Origin of the sequence: Vibrio neptunius (genome assembly GCF_000967495.1) — a bacterium.
Classification (GTDB): domain Bacteria; phylum Pseudomonadota; class Gammaproteobacteria; order Enterobacterales; family Vibrionaceae; genus Vibrio; species Vibrio neptunius.
This window is the reverse complement of record NZ_JXXU01000006.1, coordinates 94111-117394: the sequence shown is the minus strand read 5'-3', so window position 1 is coordinate 117394 and position 23284 is coordinate 94111. Positions and strand designations below refer to the sequence as shown.

General features: G+C 44.8%; 19 protein-coding genes, 1 tRNA gene and 1 pseudogene. 12 read left to right on the top strand and 9 right to left on the bottom strand.

Annotated features, from left to right (window positions below; all coding sequences use genetic code 11):
* Window positions 1–32 precede the first annotated feature (32 nt).
* Window positions 33–108, top strand: a tRNA-Gly gene (locus TW84_RS03390).
* A 105-nt stretch (window positions 109–213) separates the two neighbouring features.
* On the opposite strand, the gene TW84_RS03385 is transcribed toward TW84_RS03390, so the two are convergent.
* Window positions 214–1254 (bottom strand): alkene reductase, encoded by a 1041-nt coding sequence (locus TW84_RS03385; RefSeq protein WP_045974267.1) that lies wholly within the window; start codon window positions 1252–1254, stop codon window positions 214–216.
* Window positions 1255–1389: 135 nt separating this feature from the next.
* On the opposite strand from TW84_RS03385, the gene TW84_RS03380 reads away from it, so the two are divergent.
* Complete coding sequence (locus TW84_RS03380; RefSeq protein ID WP_045974266.1) at window positions 1390–1968, top strand: TetR/AcrR family transcriptional regulator; 579 nt, start codon at window positions 1390–1392, stop codon at window positions 1966–1968.
* A 30-nt stretch (window positions 1969–1998) separates the two neighbouring features.
* Here TW84_RS03380 and TW84_RS03375 read toward each other — a convergent pair whose 3' ends face one another.
* Window positions 1999–3123 (bottom strand): PQQ-dependent sugar dehydrogenase, encoded by a 1125-nt coding sequence (locus TW84_RS03375; protein ID WP_420806538.1) that lies wholly within the window; start codon window positions 3121–3123, stop codon window positions 1999–2001.
* A 196-nt stretch (window positions 3124–3319) separates the two neighbouring features.
* Here TW84_RS03375 and TW84_RS03370 point away from each other — a divergent pair, with 196 nt between their 5' ends.
* The 6 genes from TW84_RS03370 (at window position 3320) to pheT (ending at window position 12427) form a co-directional block, all read left to right on the top strand.
* Complete coding sequence (locus TW84_RS03370; protein WP_045974265.1) at window positions 3320–4108, top strand: TetR/AcrR family transcriptional regulator; 789 nt, start codon at window positions 3320–3322, stop codon at window positions 4106–4108.
* Between the two features lie 181 nt (window positions 4109–4289).
* A complete protein-coding gene (locus tag TW84_RS03365) occupies window positions 4290–6680 on the top strand; it encodes an efflux RND transporter permease subunit (RefSeq protein ID WP_045974264.1) in 2391 nt (796 codons plus the stop codon).
* An 11-nt stretch (window positions 6681–6691) separates the two neighbouring features.
* Window positions 6692–7492, top strand: a complete 801-nt coding sequence (locus TW84_RS03360; RefSeq protein WP_045974263.1) for an outer membrane lipoprotein-sorting protein — start codon at window positions 6692–6694, stop codon at window positions 7490–7492.
* Between the two features lie 8 nt (window positions 7493–7500).
* Entirely contained in the window at window positions 7501–8682 is a 1182-nt protein-coding gene (locus tag TW84_RS03355; RefSeq protein ID WP_045974262.1) for a hypothetical protein, read from the top strand.
* Window positions 8683–9019: 337 nt separating this feature from the next.
* Complete coding sequence (pheS, locus tag TW84_RS03350) at window positions 9020–10003, top strand: phenylalanine--tRNA ligase subunit alpha (protein WP_004413586.1); 984 nt, start codon at window positions 9020–9022, stop codon at window positions 10001–10003.
* 18 nt (window positions 10004–10021) lie between these two features.
* Window positions 10022–12427: a phenylalanine--tRNA ligase subunit beta gene (pheT, locus tag TW84_RS03345; protein WP_045974261.1), complete on the top strand. Its 2406-nt coding sequence runs from the start codon at window positions 10022–10024 to the stop codon at window positions 12425–12427.
* 67 nt (window positions 12428–12494) lie between these two features.
* On the opposite strand, the gene TW84_RS03340 is transcribed toward pheT, so the two are convergent.
* From TW84_RS03340 to TW84_RS03310, 7 genes and pseudogenes are all read right to left on the bottom strand, one after another.
* Window positions 12495–13001: a DUF2165 family protein gene (locus TW84_RS03340; RefSeq protein ID WP_045974260.1), complete on the bottom strand. Its 507-nt coding sequence runs from the start codon at window positions 12999–13001 to the stop codon at window positions 12495–12497.
* Window positions 12998–13723 carry a metallophosphoesterase family protein gene (locus TW84_RS03335; RefSeq protein ID WP_045974259.1) on the bottom strand — a complete coding sequence of 242 codons (726 nt, stop codon included), beginning with the start codon at window positions 13721–13723 and terminating at the stop codon, window positions 12998–13000. Before TW84_RS03335 ends, TW84_RS03340 begins: the two co-directional genes overlap by 4 nt.
* Window positions 13701–14333 (bottom strand): queuosine precursor transporter, encoded by a 633-nt coding sequence (locus tag TW84_RS03330; RefSeq protein WP_045974258.1) that lies wholly within the window; start codon window positions 14331–14333, stop codon window positions 13701–13703. The genes TW84_RS03335 and TW84_RS03330 overlap by 23 nt, the downstream gene beginning before the upstream one ends.
* Before the next feature lie 3 nt (window positions 14334–14336).
* A complete protein-coding gene (locus TW84_RS03325) occupies window positions 14337–14657 on the bottom strand; it encodes a hypothetical protein (protein WP_045974257.1) in 321 nt (106 codons plus the stop codon).
* Complete coding sequence (locus tag TW84_RS03320) at window positions 14644–15150, bottom strand: helix-turn-helix domain-containing protein (protein WP_045974256.1); 507 nt, start codon at window positions 15148–15150, stop codon at window positions 14644–14646. Before TW84_RS03320 ends, TW84_RS03325 begins: the two co-directional genes overlap by 14 nt.
* Before the next feature lie 454 nt (window positions 15151–15604).
* Window positions 15605–15860, bottom strand: a pseudogene (locus TW84_RS23940) (transposase); the annotation flags it as partial.
* 97 nt (window positions 15861–15957) lie between these two features.
* A complete protein-coding gene (locus TW84_RS03310; RefSeq protein ID WP_045974254.1) occupies window positions 15958–17397 on the bottom strand; it encodes a sucrose-specific PTS transporter subunit IIBC in 1440 nt (479 codons plus the stop codon).
* 238 nt (window positions 17398–17635) lie between these two features.
* Between TW84_RS03310 and TW84_RS03305 the strand changes: the two genes are divergently transcribed.
* The 4 genes from TW84_RS03305 to TW84_RS03290 all read left to right on the top strand — a co-directional run bounded on the left by TW84_RS03305 (window position 17636) and on the right by TW84_RS03290 (window position 23241).
* Window positions 17636–18625 (top strand): LacI family DNA-binding transcriptional regulator, encoded by a 990-nt coding sequence (locus tag TW84_RS03305; protein ID WP_045974253.1) that lies wholly within the window; start codon window positions 17636–17638, stop codon window positions 18623–18625.
* A 296-nt stretch (window positions 18626–18921) separates the two neighbouring features.
* On the top strand, window positions 18922–20310 hold the full coding sequence (locus TW84_RS03300; RefSeq protein ID WP_084720183.1) for a carbohydrate porin: 1389 nt from the start codon (window positions 18922–18924) through the stop codon (window positions 20308–20310).
* A 227-nt stretch (window positions 20311–20537) separates the two neighbouring features.
* Window positions 20538–22157 carry a glycoside hydrolase family 32 protein gene (locus tag TW84_RS03295; RefSeq protein WP_045974252.1) on the top strand — a complete coding sequence of 540 codons (1620 nt, stop codon included), beginning with the start codon at window positions 20538–20540 and terminating at the stop codon, window positions 22155–22157.
* Window positions 22158–22542: 385 nt separating this feature from the next.
* A complete protein-coding gene (locus tag TW84_RS03290; protein ID WP_045974251.1) occupies window positions 22543–23241 on the top strand; it encodes a hypothetical protein in 699 nt (232 codons plus the stop codon).
* Window positions 23242–23284: the final 43 nt, after the last annotated feature.

Below are 23284 nucleotides of genomic sequence, written 5' to 3'. Positions count from 1 at the left end.
CGGCCCGGGGCACCATCTAACTAACGCATTATGCGACACTAGCTCAGTTGGTAGAGCGCAACCTTGCCAAGGTTGAGGTCACGAGTTCGAACCTCGTGTGTCGCTCCAAATTACGAAGCCCTGACCATTTGGTCAGGGCTTTTTTGTATCTTCATTATATAATAAATCAGCGGCCAAACGCCGCTGATTTTTAACTCACCAAACGTGAACGGGTTATACAAGCTCGGCAAGCATTTCATCCGAATATTCTGTCAACACTGAGCCTGATTTTACTTTTTCGACATAGTCAGGGTTGGCGATCAATGGACGACCAATTGCCAGCAAATCAAATTTGCCAGACTCCAACGCCGCATTCCCGGTTTCTGGAGTAAAACCACCAACACCCATTAGCGTCTTACTGTAGTTTGAACGCATATACTCTGAAACGGTGCCATCTAGGTAATCAAATGACATGCTATCGTCAAAAATTCCCACGTGAAGGTAGCTTAGATCACGACTTTCGAGTGCTTTGAGCAAGTAATCTGAAACCTGACGATCACGATTGTCTGGTTCGATGTTGAAGTAAGCACCCGGAGAGAGTCGTAGTGCTGTTCTATCTTTACCGATGGCATCAACGATTGCATCGACGACTTGCAACGGGAAGCGCGTCATATTTTCTGCTGAGCCACCAAATTCATCGTTTCGAGTATTGCTTGAATAATGCAGGAATTGGTCGATCAGATAGCCATTTGCCCCGTGGATTTCAACACCGTCAAAGCCTGCCTCTAGAGCGTTAATAGCGGCCTGACGATAATCGTCAACAAGTTCTTCAATCTCTTCTCGGGTCGCTGGCTTAGGCGTGGTGTAGGTCAGTTCTCGCATGCGGGGTACGCTGCCTTCAACGCTGACTGCGGAAGGCGCCAGTACATATTCTCCATTGAAGAAGTGAGGGTGCGCAACACGGCCAGTGTGCCACAACTGCACAAAAATCTTACCGCCTTTCTCATGAACCGCGTCTGTCACCCTACGCCAGCCTGCAATTTGCTCCTGACTGAATATTCCGGGGGTATTTGGATATCCCTGACCATCTGGGCGAATGATGGTCGCTTCACTAATAATCAAACCAGTATCTGCTCGACGAGCGTAGTAATCCACCATCGCTTGAGTTGGAACTAGGCTGTCATCAGCCATACAACGAGTCAGTGGTGCCATAACAATTCTATTGTTCAACGTAATAGTGTCGTTCAGCGCTAATGGTTCAAATAGGTTATTCATGACTTTCCCTTCGTGGTTTTTCTTGAATGCCCATTCAAGTTAGTCTAATTTGAACAAGCATTCAACTACTTTTTTGAATGCTTGTTCAAAATAAAGTAGAATCAATCAATATTGATAATTGAGATAAGAGAACCAATGCGCAGCGCTGAATTTGACCGGGAAGAGGTATTACGTTCTGCAATGGATGCTTTTGTAGCTAAAGGGTACGCTAAGACCAGTATGCAAGACCTAAAAAAGGTAACTGGACTGCACCCCGGTTCAATCTATTGTGCCTTTGAAAACAAGCGCGGCTTATTGATTGCGGCGTTGGAACAGTATCGTGATGATAAATCGCAAGAGTTTCAGGCTTTGTTTGACTCCCAACCAACAGTGATGGATGGCTTTGAAAAATATCTAAGTTGGGTTGTCGAAGAGTGTGAAACGGAAGAAATCAAAGACTGTTTGCTGCAGAAATCACTCAGTGAGATGGCACAGCAGGATGATGAGGTGGAACATCTTATCAGCATGATGCTTCAAGATTGGCATCAGTCTATTGAAGAGAAGCTTGCTCTGGCTCAGCGAGAGGGAAATGCATCTCAAAAAAAATCGCCGGCTCAGTTAGCTCAATTTTTGGTGATGGGCATCTATGGTATGCGAACTTTATCTCACACTCAGCCAAATCCTGGGGTATTAGGTGAGCTCAAGGATGAACTGCTGGAGCATATCACTGCATAAGAACAAGGCCCTTTATTGCGGGCCTTTTTCTTAACTGCGAGTTGGAACAAGGCGGTATATATTACCTTGATCAGTACTAAAGATGAGTTCATCCTTAGGGCTGACGATGACATGGCGAATGCGTTCGTTAAGTGCTGATAATATTCGAGTTTCATCTACCGCTTGATTGTTTTTGTCTAGCGTGACGACATTAATATGGGTCAGTTTTAAAGCGGGTGCGAGAAGCTTACCGTTCAATTCAGGGTAGTTTTTACCTCGATACAAAAGCAAACTTGAGGGAGCGATGGAAGGAACATAAACCTTTACTGGTGACTCGATCCCCTCTTTTTCTTTAGATTCCCCGACATTAATCGGCCCCCAGTATTCTTTACCGTGAGAAGTGATTGGCCAGCCATAGTTTGAGCCTGCCTGAATAAAATTGATTTCATCGCCGCCTCTAGGACCATGTTCTATCGACCACAAAGCGCTAGCTGCTGAATCGTAAAACAAGCCTTGTGGATTACGATGACCAAAGCTCCAGATTTCCTTTTGCGCGCCTTTTTGCTCGGCGAAAGGGTTTTCTGCGGCTGCTGAACCATCAGGGTTCAACCTCAGAATCGATCCCGCATGGGTACTTAAGTCCTGTCCATTATCTCGTTCTCCGCGATCGCCAACACTCATGTAGAGGTACTGATCATCGAAGGTCACCCGACTACCATAGTGGCGATTGGTCGAGGAATTGGACGTTGTTGTGAGGATGTTTCTCCAGTCGAAGAGCTTACCGTCTGAAAATGTGAAGGTAGCAAGAGTGGTATCTGAACCGCTAGCGGTGCGTTTACTATAGGTCACATACGCTTTGTTCGGTTCGAAAGGGGACATCGCGATATCGAGCAACCCTCCTTGACCGTTGGCATAAAGGCCTGCGGGGTCTTCCATAAGCTGGGTACTTTTGCCTGTAGCGATATCGACCGAGAGAATATGGCCGTTACGTTCGGTGACCAGTAACGTGTTGTCGTCGGCAAACGTCATTCCCCAAGGCACCTGTAAACCTGAAGCAATTTTTTCTGTTGAGTAGTCCGCTGACAATGCCGGACTTGTCCAGCATGTAAAAGTAACAAGCGGCAAAGCTAAGTATTTGAACACGTGGCAATGTCTCTCTAGTTCAGATAAGTGCATAAAGTGTAGCACGATAACAATTCATAGTTTTTATGTATCTATCTACGAATAAATCTTTTATTTGAGTAATATATGATCTATTATGACGAAGTGTCAAAAATGACGAATCGTCATGATTGTGATTTATCGCAATATTATGATTCGTGTTACAATTAGAAAGTTAAGGAGTAACAGACGGGTACGGATCGAAATAATCATGTTTGGCTTTAGCTGTAAAAAGAGTGATAAAAAAGACGGCGTCCGTTGTGGTTTTGGGTTAACCAAAAAACAACAGGCCATTGCCGATAGAGAAATAGAGCTGATTCTACTGGCGAAAGCGCTGGTTCAAAAGGAAGGGTGGAGTAACCTGACCATGGACAAGCTAACGGCAGCAAGCCCTTACTCGAAAGGTACGATTTATAATCACTTTAGTAGTAAAGAAGACGCGATTGTTGCGCTTTGTATTCATTCTCTGAAAAGCGAAGCTGTGTTATTCGCCCGCGCTGCTGAATTTGAAGGCTGTACACGGGAAAAAATCATAGCGATGCATGTAGGCTATCGTATCTACACACGCATGGAGCCGATTTTGTCCATGTGTGCACTAATGGCGAAAAATCCTTTCGTACTTGAAAAGGCGTCGCCAGAACGTGTTAAAGCGCTAAATGAGCTGGAAGAGCAAGTGATAGAAGGTGCCGATCAACTGGTTAACTACGCCGTTGAAAGTGGTGACCTCAAGTTCTCATCAGGTATCAGCTCAGATGCGATAGTGTTTGCCAATTGGTCGATTGCTTTTGGGTCAAATGCCCTTACGCAAAATGCGTCCAATAGCCATTGTATTAATCGCCTACAGGACCCGTTCTCTGTGCTCCATAATGCGAATATGCTGTTGGATGGTTTGAACTGGAAGCCTCTCTCTAGTGAGTGGGATTACAAGAAAACCTGGCGCCGAGTAGAGCAGGAGCTATTTAGTCAAGAGATTGAATATCTCAACTCAGTCGGACGCTAATCTGTTTCAGCCTAGAATAAAGCCCGTTATGGGTTTTATTTGACTCTCTAAATGACGAATCGTCAAAAAAGACACTCGATAAGGTTTGAATCATTCAAACACGAGCTTTGTTACTTAAGTGCCAGCGTTAGCTGGTTTTTAAATAACAACTTTTGACGAAACGTCACAAACGGAGAGTGTGATGAAATCAGCCAACTCTAGTCCAAATCAACCACATCTGTGGTTAACCTTACCCACCCGATTTAGCGGTTGGGTACTCCTACTGACATTAGCACTGGTCACCGCTGCCACGTTTGGAGGAAAGAATCTCTATTTCCGTGGTGACTACAACATCTTTTTTGACGGAAAAAACCAACAACTGCTCGCCTATGAGGAAATACAAACCACTTTCGCCAAGTCCGATAACATCGCAATCATCATTTCCCCCCAAAGCGGCAACGTTTTTGAGCCAAAAACTCTAGAACTGATTCAACGGCTTACCCGAGATGCCTGGCTAGTACCTTATTCAAGCCGAGTCGACTCCATAGCCAATTATCAGCATACCGAAGCCATTGAAGATGACCTGATTGTCGAGGATCTTCTGTTGGAAGAGTATCCTCTGACGCCAGAACGTATCGAAAAGGTTAAGACGATTGCTTTGTCTGAACCTGTGGTCAAGCATGCCCTAATCTCTGAAAAAGGCGATGTAACAGTAGTGAATGTCACCGTTCAGCTACCTGAAATTGATGAAACGACGGAAGCTCTTGAGGTGGTTGCTGGAGTCGATCAACTGTTAAGTAAATATGGTGCGTTGTACCCTCATGTTGAATTCCATAAAGCAGGGATCATTGCTATGAACCATGCTTTCATGGTCGCCGCTCAGGATGACAGCTCAACATTAGTGCCAGCCATGTTGCTGGTAATACTGGTGTTTTTGACCTTTATGCTGCGTTCTTTCCTGAGTGTGATAGCCACGCTTGTGGTGATTATCGGCTCAGTCGCCGCAACCATGGGGTTATCGGGTTGGGCTGGTATGTTCCTTAGTACAGCTACGGTCAATATTCCCACCTTAGTGATGACGTTGGCTGTCGCGGACTGCGTTCACGTTATCGCAACGATGCGTCAGAGCATGCAAAAAGGCCATTCTAAGCAGTATGCGATCGACCACAGCGTTTCGATTAACTTCATGCCGATCCTCATTACCTCAGTGACTACAGCGATTGGTTTCCTGATGATGAATATGTCGGATTCGCCAGTATTGAGAGATTTCGGTAACTTGGCAGCGCTCGGTGTGATGTTGGCGTGTTTTCTATCAGTCAGCTTGTTGCCAGCGCTACTCAAATTGCTGCCAATTAAAGTGAAGCGAAAAAAGACCGATAATGGGAAAACCAGCGACTCGATGGATAAGCTTGGCGATTGGGTAGTGAATAACCGCAAAGCCTTGCTGCCTATTTCTGTCGTTGTGATTGCGGTATCAGCAGCAATGATTCCGCTGAATAAGGTGAACGATGAATCGGTGAAGTATTTTGATTCGCGCAATGAGTTTCGCCGCGCTGCGGATTTCATGGAAGAGCGCATCAGTGGCATGACAACCATCAGTATTGCGGTGAAAACCCATGAGTCCCAAGGGATTGCTGAGCCTATTTTTCTCCAGACGATTAGCAATTTTACTGACTGGCTTCGTATGCAGCCAGAAACGGATCACGTCGCCACGCTTTCCGATGTCTATAAACGCCTGAACAAGAACATGCATGGCGATGATGACAGTTACTACAAGCTGCCTTTGCAAAGAGAACTCGCTGCCCAATATTTGTTGTTGTATGAAATGTCACTGCCATATGGCCTTGATCTTAATAACCAGATTAATGTTGATAAATCGTCGATCAAACTGGTGGTGACAATCGACAACTTGGGCAGTGTTGAACTGGTTGATTTAGAGAATCGAATTTACGACTGGTTTAAGGCGAACGGCTCGCAGTACGACGTGTTGGCTTCAAGCCCATCTCTGATGTTTGCACACATTGGTGAGACCAACATGGCTAGCATGCTGTCGACACTACCTATCACTCTGATCTTGATTTCAGCTTTGATGATTTTTGCACTGAGATCAATGCGACTTGGTGTGATCAGCATTGTACCTAACATGGCTCCGGCAATTATTGGCTTTGGTTTATGGGCCTTGCTCTCTGGTGAGATAAACCTAGGCCTGTCTGTCGTTGTCACTCTGACACTGGGTATCGTTGTTGATGATGCGGTCCACTTTCTCTCGAAATATCAACGTGCACGTAAGCAAGGGCAAAACGCGGAGCAAGCCGTTCGCTACGCCTTTCACACTGTAGGCCGAGCTCTTTGGATTACCACCATTGTATTGGTTGCAGGGTTCACTGTGCTGGCGATGTCCACGTTCAGACTTAATGCAGATATGGGCCAGTTAAGCGCCATGGTGATCTTTATTGCTCTTGTTGTTGATTTTGTTTTCCTACCAGCGCTGTTGATGCGCTTTGATACCGCAAACTACGCGCAGGAAAACGAATCACTGATATCAACTACCAATTCGACTCAGCCAACAACGGCTCCTCAGACACAAAGTTAAAGGAATACTCTATGAAACATTCAAATTATTCATTGATAACATCGGTCGCGCTGTCTGCTTTGTTGACAATCGGCGCTCAGTCTACGGCGTTTGCTGATGCTGAAAAAGGATTGGAAATTGCAACTGAACGCAAAGCACGAGATGAAGGCTGGGGTGACTCAATCGCAACCATGCAAATGGTACTGAAAAATGCACAAGGAGAGAGTAGTACTCGCGAAATGCGCATGAAGTCATTTGAAGTGGCTAATGATGGCGATAAAGGTTTGACGATTTTTGACCAGCCAAGAGACGTCAAAGGAACGGCATTTCTCAATCACTCGCACACAGTCGATGCTGATGACCAATGGCTATATCTACCAGCGCTCAAACGAGTTAAACGGATTTCATCACGTAATAAATCTGGCCCGTTTATGGGCAGTGAATTTGCTTACGAAGACTTGAGCTCGTTTGAGTTGGAGAAATACACCTTTACTTACCTCCGTGATGAAGAGTTCGGAGGAAGTAACACTTTCGTTGTCGAGCAGATACCAACAGACAAAAATTCGGGTTACACCAAACAGCAAGTTTGGCTGGATAAAGAACATTACCGACCAATGCAGGTTGAATTCTATGACCGAAAAGGTGCACTGCTTAAAACGCTCAAATTCGATGATTATCAGCTTTATCTAGATAAATACTGGCGTGCCCACACCATGGCTATGACGAACCATCAAACAGGCAAGAGCACGTTGCTTACTACTAGTGGTCTCCAGTTTCAGACTGGTTTGAGAGCAAGAGATTTTGAGAAGAATATCCTCAAACGGGTGAAATAAGGATCGCTATGAGAAAAATATCGAGTAAGACAGGTCGCCTCGCGGCCTGTGTATCGCTGACGCTAGCTGCCTTACATTGCCATGGTGTCGAGCTCTCAGGTCAGGTCAATCTTGAGCATCGACAGTTCATTTCCGACGGACTCCAGGGGCAAGGTAAAGGTCAAAGTTCAATAGTCTTACAGCCTGAATTTTATTGGGAGATTGATGATAATTCAGATTTTACCTTCACGCCTTTTTATCGTTTAGACAGCGAAGATGATGAGCGAAGTCACGGCGACATTCGAGAAGCGCTTTATTTAACTTACTGGGATGACTACGAACTGCGTGCCGGGATCGGAAAGGTTTTTTGGGGTGTTACTGAGTCCGCACATCTGGTCGATGTGGTGAATCAAACCGATGCGATTGAAGCGCTAGACGGCGAAGACAAGCTAGGGCAACCCATGTTGCACCTGACTTCAGTCAAAGATTGGGGCATTCTTGACGTCATGCTTCTTCCTTACTTCCGTGAACGTACCTTTGCTGGGCAAGATGGGCGTCTGAGGACGACATTGCCAGTCTCAGAAGATGCGATTTATGAATCTTCTCATGAGGAACAGCACGTTGATTATGCGCTGAGATACACCCAGATGTTTGGAGATTGGGATTTAGGGTTGAGCTATTTTCAAGGAACCAATCGCGATCCGTATTTCCGTCTTCAAGGGACTGACTTAAAGCCTTACTACGCGCAGGCGAAGCAAGTCGGTGCTGATGTTCAGGGCATTGTCGGCGACTGGCTATGGAAACTCGAGAGCATCTATCGTGACAGTTTTGATCACCACATTGGGTTGGTTTCAGGGTTTGAATACACCATAGTTGGTGCATTGCAAAGTATTTGGGATGTCGGGCTGATCGCAGAGTATCTCTATGATAGTCGAGGCAACAATACTCAAAGTACCGGTCAAAACGATGTATTCATAGGTTCACGTTTCGAGTTGAACGATGAGGATGGGACCGAAATATTACTCGGATTCACTCAGGATCTGGATAACAGTGATGTGTTCATTGCTAAGTTGGAAGCGTCCAGTCGATTGACCAATCACCTTAAATGGCGAGTCGATGGTTGGTGGTTTGAGAATGAAACACCTGACGACTTATTGTACTTCGCGCGCAAGGATGACTTCATTGAAGTGTCGCTAGAGTATTATTTTTAAGTGACAACTCAGTAGTACATTTTTCAATGGGTCTTTGTGGTCATTCTTAGGGGGCGACTGTGCTCCCTTTGTTGTATTTAAGTCTTTAGCATCGCGGTATTCCTCTGTACTGTGAGGTATCACGTTTGTCTCTAAAACACTCAGTTTTAGGCTTAAATGGCTGAGCGTGATGAAAGTGAACAATCATTAAGCTGATTTTTTACCCAAAGAGAGGTCGAATCCCGATTTCAGATTGGATTTAAACCTCGCTTTCGTTACTATGTACAGCTATCTTAAAATACCAAAAATCCCTCGCGGGAACCCTTATGGAAACTACCTAAAGGTAGATGAGGAAACGATGCAACATCTAGAAGAGATCATTGCTAACGCGAACGCCGCTATTGAAGCAGCAGATTCGTTAGTTGCACTTGATGAAGTGCGTGTTCAGTATCTAGGTAAGAAAGGTGAGCTAACGGCTCAACTTCAAAGCCTAGGTAAACTACCACCAGAAGAGCGCCGTGAAGCTGGTCAAGAGATCAACAAAGCGAAAGGCGTTGTTCAACAAGCGATCGCAGCTCGTAAAGATGCGCTACAACGTGCAGAGCTAGAAGCGAAGCTAGCAGCAGAAACTATCGACGTGACTCTACCGGGTCGTCGTATCGAGAACGGTGGTCTACACCCTGTTACTCGTACTGTTGAGCGTATTGAACAGTTCTTTGGTGAGCTAGGCTTTAACACTGAGTCTGGTCCTGAGATTGAAGATGCATTCCACAACTTTGATGCACTAAACATCGCAGAAGATCACCCAGCGCGTACTGACCACGACACGTTCTTCTTTAACCCAGACCTAATGCTACGTACCCACACGTCTGGCGTTCAGATCCGTACGATGGAAAATGGCAAACCACCATTCCGCTTCATCGCACCGGGACGTGTTTACCGTAACGACTACGACCAAACGCACACGCCAATGTTCCACCAAGTGGAAGGCATGCTAGTAGACGAGAACGTAAACTTCGCACAGCTTAAAGGCATCCTGCACGATTTCCTATGTAACTTCTTTGAAGAAGAAGTGGAAGTTCGTTTCCGTCCTTCTTACTTCCCGTTCACAGAGCCTTCAGCAGAAGTAGACGTGAAAGGTAAGAACGGCAAATGGCTTGAAGTTCTAGGTTGTGGCATGGTTCACCCTAACGTACTTCGCAGCGTTGGCATCGACCCTGAGAAATACTCTGGCTTCGCATTTGGTATGGGCGTTGAGCGTCTAACTATGCTTCGTTACGGCGTAAACGATCTTCGTGCGTTCTTCGAGAACGACCTTCGTTTCCTAAAACAGTTCAAGTAATCCAGGGGAACCATCACTATGAAATTTAGCGAATTTTGGCTTCGTGAGTGGGTAAACCCTGCGGTATCGACTGACGAACTTACACACCAAATCACAATGGCGGGTCTAGAAGTAGACGACGTACTACCTGTTGCTGGTTCTTTCACTGGCGTTAAAGTAGGTAAAGTGGTTGAGTGTGGTCAACACCCAGACGCTGACAAACTACGTGTAACTAAAGTAGATGTTGGCGCTGAAGAACTTCTAGACATCGTTTGTGGCGCATCTAACTGTCGCCTAGGTATCAAAGTTGCTGTAGCGACTGTTGGTGCTGTTCTACCAGGCGATTTCAAAATCAAAAAAGCGAAACTACGTGGTCAACCATCACACGGCATGCTGTGTTCATTCTCTGAGCTAGGTATCGACGTAGAATCTGATGGCATCATGGAACTAGCAGAAGACGCAGCAATCGGTACTGATTTCCGCGAGTTCCTAGGTCTTGACGACGTAACAGTAGACGTAGACCTTACAGCTAACCGCGCGGACTGTTTCAGCATCCGTGGTATGGCGCGTGAAGTTGGCGTTCTAAACCGTGCTGACGTAACTGCGCCTGCAGTTGACCCTGTTGCTCCAGCGATTGATGACACAGTGTCTATCGAAGTGAAAGCGACAGCTGCATGTCCACGTTACCTTGGCCGTGTGGTTAAGAACGTAAACGTTCAAGCTGAAACACCACTATGGATGCAAGAAAAACTGCGCCGTTGTGGTATCCGCTCTATCGACCCAGTTGTAGACATCACTAACTTTATTCTTCTAGAGCAAGGCCAGCCGATGCACGCATTTGATCTTGCTAAGATTGAAGGCGGCATCGTCGTTCGTATGGCAGAGCAGGGCGAGAAGCTAACTCTTCTAGACGGTAATGAAGCTGAGCTAAACGCTGATACTCTAGTAGTAGCAGACCACAACAAAGCACTTGCTATCGCAGGTATCTTTGGCGGTGAAGAGTCTGGTGTAACCACTGAGACTAAAGACGTACTACTTGAGTGTGCATTCTTCGCACCAGACCACATCCGTGGCCGCGCACGTAGCTACGGTCTACACACAGATTCTTCAATGCGTTTTGAGCGTGGTGTCGATTTCGCACTACAAACAAGCGCAATGGAGCGTGCAACAGAACTTCTCGTTGAGATCTGTGGCGGTGAAGTAGCCCCTGTTGTTGCAGTAGAGTCAGCAGCTGACCTACCAAAAGCAAATACAGTATCACTACGTCGCACTAAGCTAGACAGCCTACTAGGTCACCACATTGCTGATAGCGATGTTGTTGAAATTCTAGAGCGTCTTGGCCTAGCAGTATCAACAACTGACACTGGTTGGACAGCAACAGCACCAACATGGCGTTTTGATATCGCAATCGAGCAAGACCTAATTGAAGAAGTAGGTCGTATCTACGGTTACGATAACATTCCTAACCAAAACCCAGCTGCAGCACTTAAGATGCACGACCACGTTGAAGCGAACATCCCGCTAAAACGCGTTCGTAACCTACTTGTTGACCGTGGTTACCAAGAAGCGATCACTTACAGCTTCGTTGAGCCAGAGCAGCAAAAGCTTGTTGTTCCAGGTGTTGAGCCGCTAATCCTGCCATTCCCAATCTCTGCGGATATGTCAGCAATGCGTCTAGGCCTAATCCAAGGTTTACTAAACACTGTGGTTCACAACCAGAAACGTCAACAGCCACGTGTTCGTCTATTCGAATACGGCCTACGTTTCATCCCATGTGAATCTGCTGAAAACGGTATGCGCCAAGAGCCTATGCTTGCAGGTGTTATCGCAGGTACTCGCAGCGAAGAGCACTGGGACATCGAAACCAACACAGTTGATTTCTTTGACCTTAAAGGCGATCTAGAAGCGGTTCTTGAGCTAACAGCTAACGAAGCAGCTTACTCTTTCGCTGCGCTTTCTGCTGAAGACAAAGCAGCGAACCCAGCACTTCACCCAGGTCAATCTGCAGCTATCATCGTTGATGGCAAGCAGGTAGGTGTGATTGGTACGGTTCACCCAGAACTAGAGCGTAAGTTTGGTCTAAACGGCCGCACTATCGTATTCGAAGTGGAATGGTCTGCAATCAACACTAAAGTGATTCCAGAAGCAGTACAGCTTTCTAAGTTCCCATCAAACCGTCGTGACATCGCGGTAGTTGTTGACGAAGCAGTCGCTTCTGGCGACATCGTTGCAGCATGTCTTGAGCAAGGTGGCGAGTTCCTGAAAGATGCGAAACTGTTCGACGTTTACGTTGGTAAAGGCGTTGAAGAAGGTAAGAAGAGCCTAGCAATCGCGCTAACGCTACAATCTGTAGAGCGCACGCTTGAAGATGCTGATATTGCTGGTGCGGTTGACGCTATCGTAGCTCACGTATCTGAGAAGTTTGGTGCGTCACTGCGTGACTAATCACTTCTGATTAGATAGAAAAAACCCTGCTCAATCAGCAGGGTTTTTTATTGCTATTAGTAATGAACTAGTCGTTATTTGGTCTTGGCATCAGGACATAAATCAACGTCAGAATGATAAACATAGCGAAGGTGTATGCCTTCATCTGGCCATTCCATGAGTTTGCCCACATTGAGAACCACTCAGCGCCAACCACGCCGAAACCGAAATACCACACACCTAAAGCGACGGTAACACCAGCTACATAGAACGCCTGACCTTTGGAGAATCCGGCCGCTTCACGTTTGAAGAACATAATTACCGCGCCGACAACGCACAAAGCGCCTGCAAGGAATTCAAGTGCGATGATCAGATTGTAAAACACAGTATGAAGAGTTGGAGAAGTGATCGCACGCCCATACAGGTTGTCGCCTGTAAAAAATGCCTTCATTTGGTCCATAGCTAATACGTGTTGTACAAATTGGAAGTTTGTATTGTAGTCAATCACATTGTTATAGCTGACCAGCACACAGAAGATCCCCACATACATAGCGACAACGGCTTTCGAAATATCGAGAACCAAGCTTAATCTCATAGCACAACCTCATTTACAGTTATTGTTTGTTTTGAAATAGTAAATTTGTTCATTCCGATACGTTCACTTCGATTGTATTCGGCAATGGAGTGATCAAATCCATAAGCGGTTGCTGGCGCCATGTACTGCGTAACACCTTCTTTGGTGCAGGTAATATGATCATGGCCATGACCACAAATAACCTCTCTGACGCCAGATTGCTTAAGGATATTGAATATCTGTTTGTCGTTCTCAAGGCAGATGGCCTTCATCCACTCTGAACCCACACGTATGATTGGGTGATGTACGACAACAATAGGGTCTTTTTTTCTGCGAATTTGTTTTCTCAGGCGAGCTATACCGCGATTGTCTATTCTACCTGAGCCGAGAGGGTGGCGAGCATCAATTGGCTTCTGGCTTGAATCAAGGAAGATGAAATTACGTCCTGCAATCTCGCATTGATCCACCACCTGGATCAGTGAGCCTTTAAGCTCATTCTTCATTAAGACTATATCGTCGTGGTTACCTGCAATGGCATAAACATGTTTGCTACTAATGTGTTTAGAAACAAAGCTTAGTAGCTGTGTATAATCGCCTGATTTAGGGCCACAACAGATGTCACCTGTGAGTAGAATTGTGCCGCAGTTGCTATCAGAGTTTGCCACATCCAGCGCCTTCCCAAGGTTTTTGAAGCTCGACTCATCGCTCAAATGGCAATCGCTAATTTGAAACACAGTATTCATGCTTGTTCCTGATAAGATTGATAATTAAGAGAGTAGGACCCAATAGAACCAGCTGAGCGACGAGTTTTTTAATACTCGCCCAGAACATTATGTCCATTAGTAAACTGCTTTCTTTTACTCCCCAGAATGCAAGGATTAGGAATAGGTTTACGTCGGCGAGGGCGACGATCAGTGTCGCTAACGCAATTCTTATTGCGATACTCTCAATTTTCAGTGAATTAAACAGTACACCAAACAGAAACATCGAAACAAAGTAGGCGCACAGTGAGGATAAATAAATACGGTAGTTACTGAGACTGTAGATTAGGTCAAAACTCTTGTTGTAAGTCGACTCGGCGTTGACGCCGGGCAGAATCGCTGCAATGTACATCAGGCTGATAAACGACAGATAACCGAAATAGGCAAAGGTAATAGACTTGAAGTACACATCTGGAGAGCGTGTCGCCATGATGATGGAAGAGAAGAGGTAAACAAACGGATAGGTGAAGAATCCCGCAGTTAGGTGGATACCGAAGAATTCAACAGCTTTTGCTGCAGCCATGTTTGAAGCGGTTAGGAAACAGAACAGACCGAGCGTAGCAAGCATGGTCGATCTTTCGAGTACGTTCATTGATTATTGCTCCATTTGGCGATAGATAGCGACAAAGTTTTCATTACTAATATTGAGCTCTTGTCTGATTGAAGGGGTAAGCAGGCTTTTCATCGTCACAGTTACTGGAATATCAGATATTTCCATTTCGATGGTTTTGTCTTTTACATTGATCGCACGGATCCGTTTATCGGAAATCGAATACTTTCCGTTGTGAAGATCGACGTCGTGTTTATCAATATAAGCGTGGCGAAACATCTCTTTATCTATAAAACCCACCAGTCCATCGATGGAATAGAGCTGAGATCGTTTTTTTCTTATTTTGAAGAAGTTATATTTTGACATTCTTAAGCTGCATTATTGGATAATCATTATTGTGAATTATTCTATTGGAAGAGATAAATAAAAAATTATCATCTTCTTCAATGGCTTTTCTCAAGACTATTTCACCAGTTTCTGTGAGACAAATGTAGTGATTTTTATTCTTCAAAGGTGGTGTGAACTTTTCAAAAATCAATTGGCTACTTTTGGGTAAAGTATCAATAAGTTGGTTGTTTTTAATGAATATGTCGACACCTTCATGTTGAGCCAGCCTAATAATTTCAGGTTGTAACGAGTCAAAATGATGAGGTGTTTCTGCTTCATCAGAAAGATCGGAGAAAGTGATGTTGTAATAATCACAGATCTTCCCAACCGTATCTATAGTAGGGTTACTATTCTTGCCAGAATATAGACTGTACAGCGTGCTGTACTTAATGCCCATTTCTTGAGCGAGGAACTTCACACCACCTGTGTCATGCTTACTCTCTGTGATAAGCCTAATTATTTTATCTATCATTTAATTGCCAGCCAAACGTGATTTAATTCATGCTTGTAATTCATTAAAATAAATTTCTTTGATTTATTCTATTCTAATGTGTAATTTTTATATGATCCCCGAGAATCTAAATGTTTTTAGGCTATTAATCCAGAGTTAATTATAAGTTAATTGATCTGATTAAAGTCGTCACCTGTTAATCGGGACATAGTTGTATTATTGCCAATTATATTCTCCATTTTTGGAATCATAGCCCGCCTTTTGGTGGGCTTTTTTCATTCTCGCATTGAAATATCAAGTAACTGAACATTGAGAAATGCGAGTCAACAATACTCGTATTTTCGATGGGAGTTGGGCGCTAGCTGATCTCCTCATAATTCCACCAATCCACAGGTATGTGTTAGGCGCTGATATTCCACCATTGCCCAATGATATTGGGACTCTTGTATTCGCTATCTCCGATGACAACCACTTCTTTACCAAATACTTTGAGGCCAGTCGGATCGATGGCGATATGGTGTCTAGTCCCTCTGAATTTATTGCGATATCTAACCTGAACCATCTTCGCGAGTTTACTGATACAGGTGTAGCCAGGAGACGCAAGCGAAACAGTTAATAGCTTGAAAATCGAGTCGATAAAGCCTTGAAGTACTCGTAATGGAGTTAAAGAAGATGCCTATAATCATCAAGGCAGTGTCAATAGCGATACCAGAGTAATTTAAGCCTGTACCAATGGGGCTAGAGGATTCCAGAAAGATAGAATACCCCGCCTGAGGCGGGGTAGGAGTGAGCTAAAAACATGTTTTAGCTACGGGGGACTGCTTTCAGCTATGTTGTTGCAGCGTTGCCTGACTCTTGGCCGGAGCGAGCACCAAGAACTAGTGTTAGAGCAAACGCTATAACGAATGAAATAGCCATGCCTGTGACATAGTAGCCTAGCTTATCAGGCACAATCGAAATCACGCCAGGTAGACCCGCAGCACCTAATGCCTGAGCTTTGACGTTAAACAGAGTAATAAATGCACTGGCCGATGCCGCTCCGATAATCGCCGCAATAAACGGGTAACGCAGTTTAAGATTGACACCAAACATGGCTGGCTCGGTAATACCCAGTAGGGCAGTGACACCTGAAGGCATTGCAATTCCTTTAAGTTTATTGTCCTTAGTTGTAAAGCCAACGGCTAATGCTGCAGCACCTTGTGCTATGTTAGACATGGCAGCAATAGGGAAAATAAAGGTGCCACCAGTAACTGCAATATCGGCGAGCAACTGAGTTTCAATTGCGATAAAGCTATGGTGCATGCCAGTAATCACAAACGGTGCGTAGATGAAGCCGAACAGTGCGCCGCCAATGAAACCAGCAGAATCGTATAGCCAGTTGAGACCATCGCCAAGCAGGAAACCAATATCACGCGTGATTGGGCCAACCAATGTAAAGGTCAGGAAACCCGTGATAAAAATCGCCAGCATCGGCGTTAGGAGGTTATCCAGCACAGAAGGAATCACCTTGCGTAGGCCATTTTCAACCTTGGCAAGGATGAAGGCAGAAACCAATACAGGCAGAACTGAACCTTGGTAACCGACTTTTTGGATTTCGAAACCAAAGATGTTCCATGTCGGAATCGTCCCAGCTACGCTTGCTCCACCGAATCCCCAGCCGTTCAGCAGATCCGGGTGCACCATCAGCATACCCAGAGCAGCCCCGAGGAACGGGTTTCCACCAAATTTTTTACTGGCAGAAAACGCTAATAAAACAGGAAGGTAAACAAAAGGTGCGTTAGCGAATGTGTTGATCATGCTAGCGAGATCAGCAAGCCCCGGATTGGCATCAATCAGAGATTGACCGTCAATGAAGAGGCCTTTCGCTGTTAGCACGTTGAACAGACCCATCAACAGACCACCAGCGACAATTGCAGGGATGATAGGTACAAAAATGTCGGATAAACCTTTCACTGCACGCTGAATGATATTCTGTTTCTGTGCACCTGCACTGGCCACATCGTTGGTCGACATGTCTGCCATGCCCGTCAGCTTCGCCATTTCAGCGTGTACCTGATTAACGATGCCTGAACCAAAAATGATTTGATATTGTCCAGCAACTTTGAATTGGCCTTTGACGCCATCTAACTTGCTGATCGCTTCTTCATTAATGATTGAATCGTCTTTCAGTGCAAGGCGCAGTCGCGTCGCGCAGTGGGCGAGCGCTTGAAGGTTACTTTTACCCCCAAGCAACTCCAGCAGCTGTTTAGCAATTTTTGGATAATTCATTCCAAACCCCGATTATTATTTTGCTAATAATTTATAGTTCAAAAAGGCAGTAAATTTATTGGGAACGTTTGCAAAAATAAATTTTTCTCGATCTGTTAGTGTCAGTCAAAGGGTAATCAAAGGTAATGTGAGTTAGATCGGCTAAACTTTTTTGCTAAACCGATTGGGCGAAGTGGCAATTCCGTCAGATTCTGGTAACTTTTGCAAACATTCCCAATAACTTAATGAAGGCATAGACATGGCAAGCCTGCACGATGTCGCCAGACTGGCCGGAGTATCTAAATCCACAGTCTCTCGTGTGATCAACAACGAGTATGGTGTAAAAGAAGCGACCAAGTTGAAAGTCATGAAAGCTGTCGACGAAGTGGGCTATGTGGTCAATCAAGTGGCGAAAGATCTCAAATCACAGAAAACCAATTTGGTGGGTGTTATTGTGCCGCGAGTCTCATCTAATGCCACGTCTCAAGGTGTTGATGGCCTAAGCCGCATATTCGAAAAGGCAGGAAAGCATGTTTTGCTGGCCAGCACTCAGCAATCCGATTCGAAAGAGATCGAGTTCATTCGCTTATTCAATCAAAAGCGAGTGGAGGGTATTGTTCTGTATGCGACACACATTGACACTCAGTTGGTTGAGGCCATTGCTCAGTCAAGAGCTCCTATTGTTCTGATTGGGCAGGATGGTTCACTGTTTAATATCCCGAGTATTGTCCATGATGATTTGCGTGTCGGGTACGAAGCAGGAAAGCGCTTGCTCAATGCTGGATGCGAAAATATCGGATTTATTGGGGTAGCGGACTCAGACCTCGCCGTAGATAAATTGCGCTCTGATGGATTGAGGCAAGCGCTTACGATGCATAGTGAACAAGAGTTATTGTTCCATTGTCACGGAGAGTTCAGCATTGAATCTGGCTATGCCAATATGCGGCGTCTTATCAAAGAATATCCTCAGATTGATGGTGTTTTTTGTGCCACTGACCGAATTGCCATAGGTGCAATTAAAGCACTGCAGGAAGAAAACATAGTGGTTGGTGAGCAAGTTAAAATACTGGGAGTAGGTAATGATGAGCTTGGTTTTGTTGTTTCTCCAAGTTTGTCGACGTTTAGTTATCCATTTGATAAAGCAGGAGAAAGTGGTGCATCTGTGCTGCTTGAATTGATTGAGGGTAAACCTCAGGTGATGAGTAAAGTGGTACTCACTTTTCAGAATATACAGCGCGCTACCTGCTAACCTTTCCACGCCTGAACTTCGTTTCAGGCGTTTTTATTCCCCATATGAAAATCCTCTCATCATATAAGATCACACTTCTATAGATATTCGTGATGAGTATTCTAATTTTATAATTATTTTCGGGAACGTTACCGAAAATATATTTATAGTCCAATCACTATCACTGAGGTGAAGTGAATAAATCAAGAACGAGTATTGAGGTTTATAGACCTAAAAATCGACGGTTCGCATTGGTTGTGAATTAACTGGGAAGGTTTGCTGATGAATCCAAGTTATTTACTCAATGGAGAATTAGAATGAACAATATGAAGTCTTTACTTACGTGTGCTGTCACTCTGGCAATCACTCCTAATGCCTTTTCTCAAAACGATATGGCTTCTCTTGAAGCAAGGATCTCGGAACTTGAAAGCCGCCTAGCTCACACAGAACAGGTAGCGAAAGAGGCTGAAAAATCCGCAGGAAGCTTTGAGTTCCGAGGTTATGCGCGAGCAGGATTGTTGATTAATGATAGCCTGAATGGTGCGACAGGAAGTGGCCCATACATGACGGCGGCAGGAACCTTAGGTGCTCCGGTTGGACGCCTTGGTCTTGAAGATGATAACTATCTCGAAGCAAACCTTGTTCATCATCGCGTGGCCGAAGATGGTTCAAAAGCGTATTACAAAATCATGTTGGCGGACAGTGTCGAGACTAACAATGAATGGACAGCAAGCGATAGTCAGCTAAACGTTCGACAGGTGTACACAGAGTTCTCTGATTTAACCTGGTTTAGCGGTGCGTTTGAAGATGCGAAGATCTGGGCAGGTAAGAGATTTGATAGAGACAATTTCGATATCCATTTCTTTGATTCTGACATCGTATTTCTCTCTGGTACGGGGGCCGGTCTGTATGACGTGAAACTAGGTGAGGACTGGAAAGCAAACTTCTCTCTTTATGGCCGCGATTTTGGCGAAATCGATAGTTCAAGTACTGATGTGGAGAACTATGTTGCGACTATGAACAACTACTTTGGCTCATGGCAGTTAATGCTCAACGCGATGAAATCAAACGATAATGCAGACCGCTCAACCAGCTCATCGTCACCCACAGAGCGAGCAGAAGACGGCCTACATGCAATGTTAGTCTACCATGGCAATGACTTTTTCGGTGTCAGCGAGGGCTTCTCGAAGTCTGGTGTATTGATTGGCCAGGGCCTTGGTGCATCACTCAAAGGTATTGGCTCTGATGGTGATCTGAATGATGATGCTCAGGCAGTTCGAATCTTTAGTTATGGCGTCACTAAATTCTCGGATAACTGGCGCATCGCGCCCGCATTTATGGCTGAGATGAGCAAAGATCGTGTTAAAGATAACGATGAATTCCTATGGGCATCTGTTAACGTTCGATTGGCTCAAGAGCTAAATTCGAACTTTGGGATGGTTTATGAAGGCTCCTACCAGTACATGGATCTAGATAACAGCGTGGAAAAAGCAGACGGTAGCTTCTACAAGTTAACGGTGGCTCCGACTGTGAAGCTGGCGACGTCAGCTGGATTCTTTGACCGCCCTGAAATTCGCTTTGCTGTAAGTTACGTTGACTGGAGTGAAGATCTGGACAACTACTCAGTAAGCTTGGATTCAGGTGCCAGCACAATGGGACAAGGTGGTGAAACCTTGTTTGCCCTGCAAATGGAAACTTGGTTCTAGCCCTGAGTTTTCAAAGAATCATTGCTCGATTAAAAGGCTTCCGGTCAGATGCTAGCTTAGTGTTGGAAGCCATTTTCAATTTCTGAATCTCCCCGGATTCGGGGTATTTATTTTCGTTTCTATACACTCTGCCACCATCTGAATAGTCAAGGCGAGTATCTGCTGATCTTGTTCAAATCGAACAAATAGTGTATTTTGCAAACGTTCCCAATTTTTAGGTTTTAAAGATGTCGATTGAAAGCCTGATCTCCCAGTGTGGTGGTGAGACAAACATAACAAGAGTTCTGATGCCGCAAGGTCGATTGATATTTGCAATCAGAGATTGTTCGCGAGTGGCGAGCATAGTCTCAGGTTCTCAAATCAAAATTGTACTAGGTGAATATCAAGTAGAGTTCCCAATTCCAGACTCAATTAGCCCCGCGGATCTAATGTCTATAGGACAGCAGATCGGCGAAAAACAAAGATTGGAGCTTGAACACGCGCTCGACGCGGTTAACTGTCCATTTCGACCCGATTGGCATATTTCTCCACCACAGGGGTTACTCAACGATCCTAACGGTTTTGTTTATCATGACGGACAATATCACTTGTTTTATCAATGGTATCCCCATGGCTGTACCCACAAAGACAAATACTGGGCACATTTAACCAGCAAAAACTTGATTGAATGGCAGTGGCAACCAGTTGCGCTCACACCATCTGATTGGTTTGATAGCCATGGTGTCTTTTCTGGGCACGCACTCAGTCATGGCTCTGAGTTGATGCTGTTCTATACGGGTAATGTTCGTATTGGCGAGAGTCGCGAACGTCACACAACTCAGTGCCTTGCCACATCCAAAGATGGTGTGAATTTCGATAAACATGGGCCGGTTATTTGTGAGTTACCCGATGGAGTTACCGCACACATTCGCGATCCTAAAATCGTCCGACATCAAAACCAATGGTTTATGTTGTTAGGTGCACAAACTACGGTTCTAAAAGGACGCCTAGCTGTTTACACCTCAACAGATCTTAGGACCTGGCAGTTTGATGCGCTTTATGGTGAAGAGCTGGGGGATTTTGGCTACATGTGGGAGTGTCCTGACATGTTTGAACTCGATGGGCAGATGTTTGTCGTCATCGGGCCACAAGGGATTGAATCTTTCTCAAAGCACAATACGATTCCTCACCACAACGGGATTGCTAAAGCTTGTTTGGAAAATGGTTTATCTTTTTCGCAGTTTGAACATCTGGATTACGGCTTCGATTTTTACGCTCCCCAGACACTTGAAACACCGGATGGTCGGCGGGTCATGTGTGGCTGGATGGGATTACCTGATGAAGTTGATCAACCAAGCAGTGAAAATGGTTGGGTGCATCAGCTTACTTGTATGCGTGAGCTGAGTTACCAAAACGGACGGCTTAAACAATGGCCTGTTAAGGAGCTCGAAGAACTCGTTCAAAGCCAACGCCACATCGAGCTAAGCGACGAGCCGTATCGCTTGGAGCGTAATTCGTTCGATCTTGAAGTTGAGCTGGAGTGGGGGCAGAGCCTGAATTTATTTGAAAGTAGCCAGCACAAAGTTGTCTTGTACGCAGATGAAGATCGCCAAACACTGATACTGGACCGCAGCCAGACATTGAATCGAGCGGTAGATTCTCAAAGAGAACTCAAGATCGATACAGATAAGATTCAACTGCGCATTCTTGCCGATATTTCCTCAATAGAAGTTTTTGTCAACCACGGCCTAGCAGTGATGACATCACGAGTTTTCGTTGAGCAGGCAGCGACAGGTATTTCACTGTTGCATGGCTGTCAGACCGCCAGATTAAAAACACTCAAAGCAGCACGACCGCCATTTGCTTGATTAGGTAACGGACTACAGCAGTGAGTTATTTAATCGATGTTTAATTTTGAACGTCCTGACGGCTTATGATGAGTATCGTAGCAAATCTCTCTAAAACGAAGCGCATAGGAAGGCCATAAAAAGGTAGAGTGTGTCTTCAGTTGCTAAAGGAGCTCCTTCCAACCTTTGTTTGAGTAAAAGTTATGCTTTGTTGTTTCTAACGTTGATCAGTAAGCGCCTTTGTTTGCAATACTCAACTTTGTTTACGCAATAACCTTCATCATTTTTTGTATCTAATGCACACATCCCGAATGTTGATCTGTGTCACAATTGTTTATTTTAACAATTGCTTCTATATGTCTTGATTATTAGTTTGCGCTCTCTTAATAATCAAGAGAATAACTCAATGAGAATTGTAAAGCTGATCAGTTGTCTGTTTTTTGTTCTATTCCTTTCGGGATGTGTATCCAATAAAGCTATGGATATACCAACAAACTTCTGGGAGACGGGGGGAGAGAAAAATATCGCAATTGCATTTGTTCAGCCTCCAGAGATGAACGCGCACCGCAAGGGTGGGGAAGGTTTACTTGATATGGCAATCAATGAGATTGTCACTGATGGTGTTGAATCGCATATTCATACCTTATCCCATGACAAATTTGAGTTAAGTAAATCGGCGATAGCGCAAAAAATCGAACTGCGAGGTGGTACAAGTGAAGTACTTCCAGAATATTACAAAACCTCTGACGCTGATAAACTTCCAAAAGCTCAGCAAAAGGATGGTTTTTTCGGTTATGATTTAGCCGAATTGAAAGAGCAATACTCTGCAAGTCATTTGCTTGTTATTCAGGTTTTGGCATCCGGTACTATTCGGGACTATTACGGTTTCATACCGCTTAGTAAACCGAGAGGTTATGTCTCTGCGCATGTAAAGCTGGTGGACTTATCGGACAACAAGATTGTTATGGATCACCAAATTAATGAACAGGTTACTTTGCCTGAAAATGTTGACTGGGATGATCCTGATAACGGGTACCCTGAAATAACAAAGGTTGTACACCTTGCTTTAGAACGAGCTGGTGAAAGATTAACTGAATATCTATAAGTAAAAAGAAACGACGTTAGCTCGTTTACATAGATACAGTCGG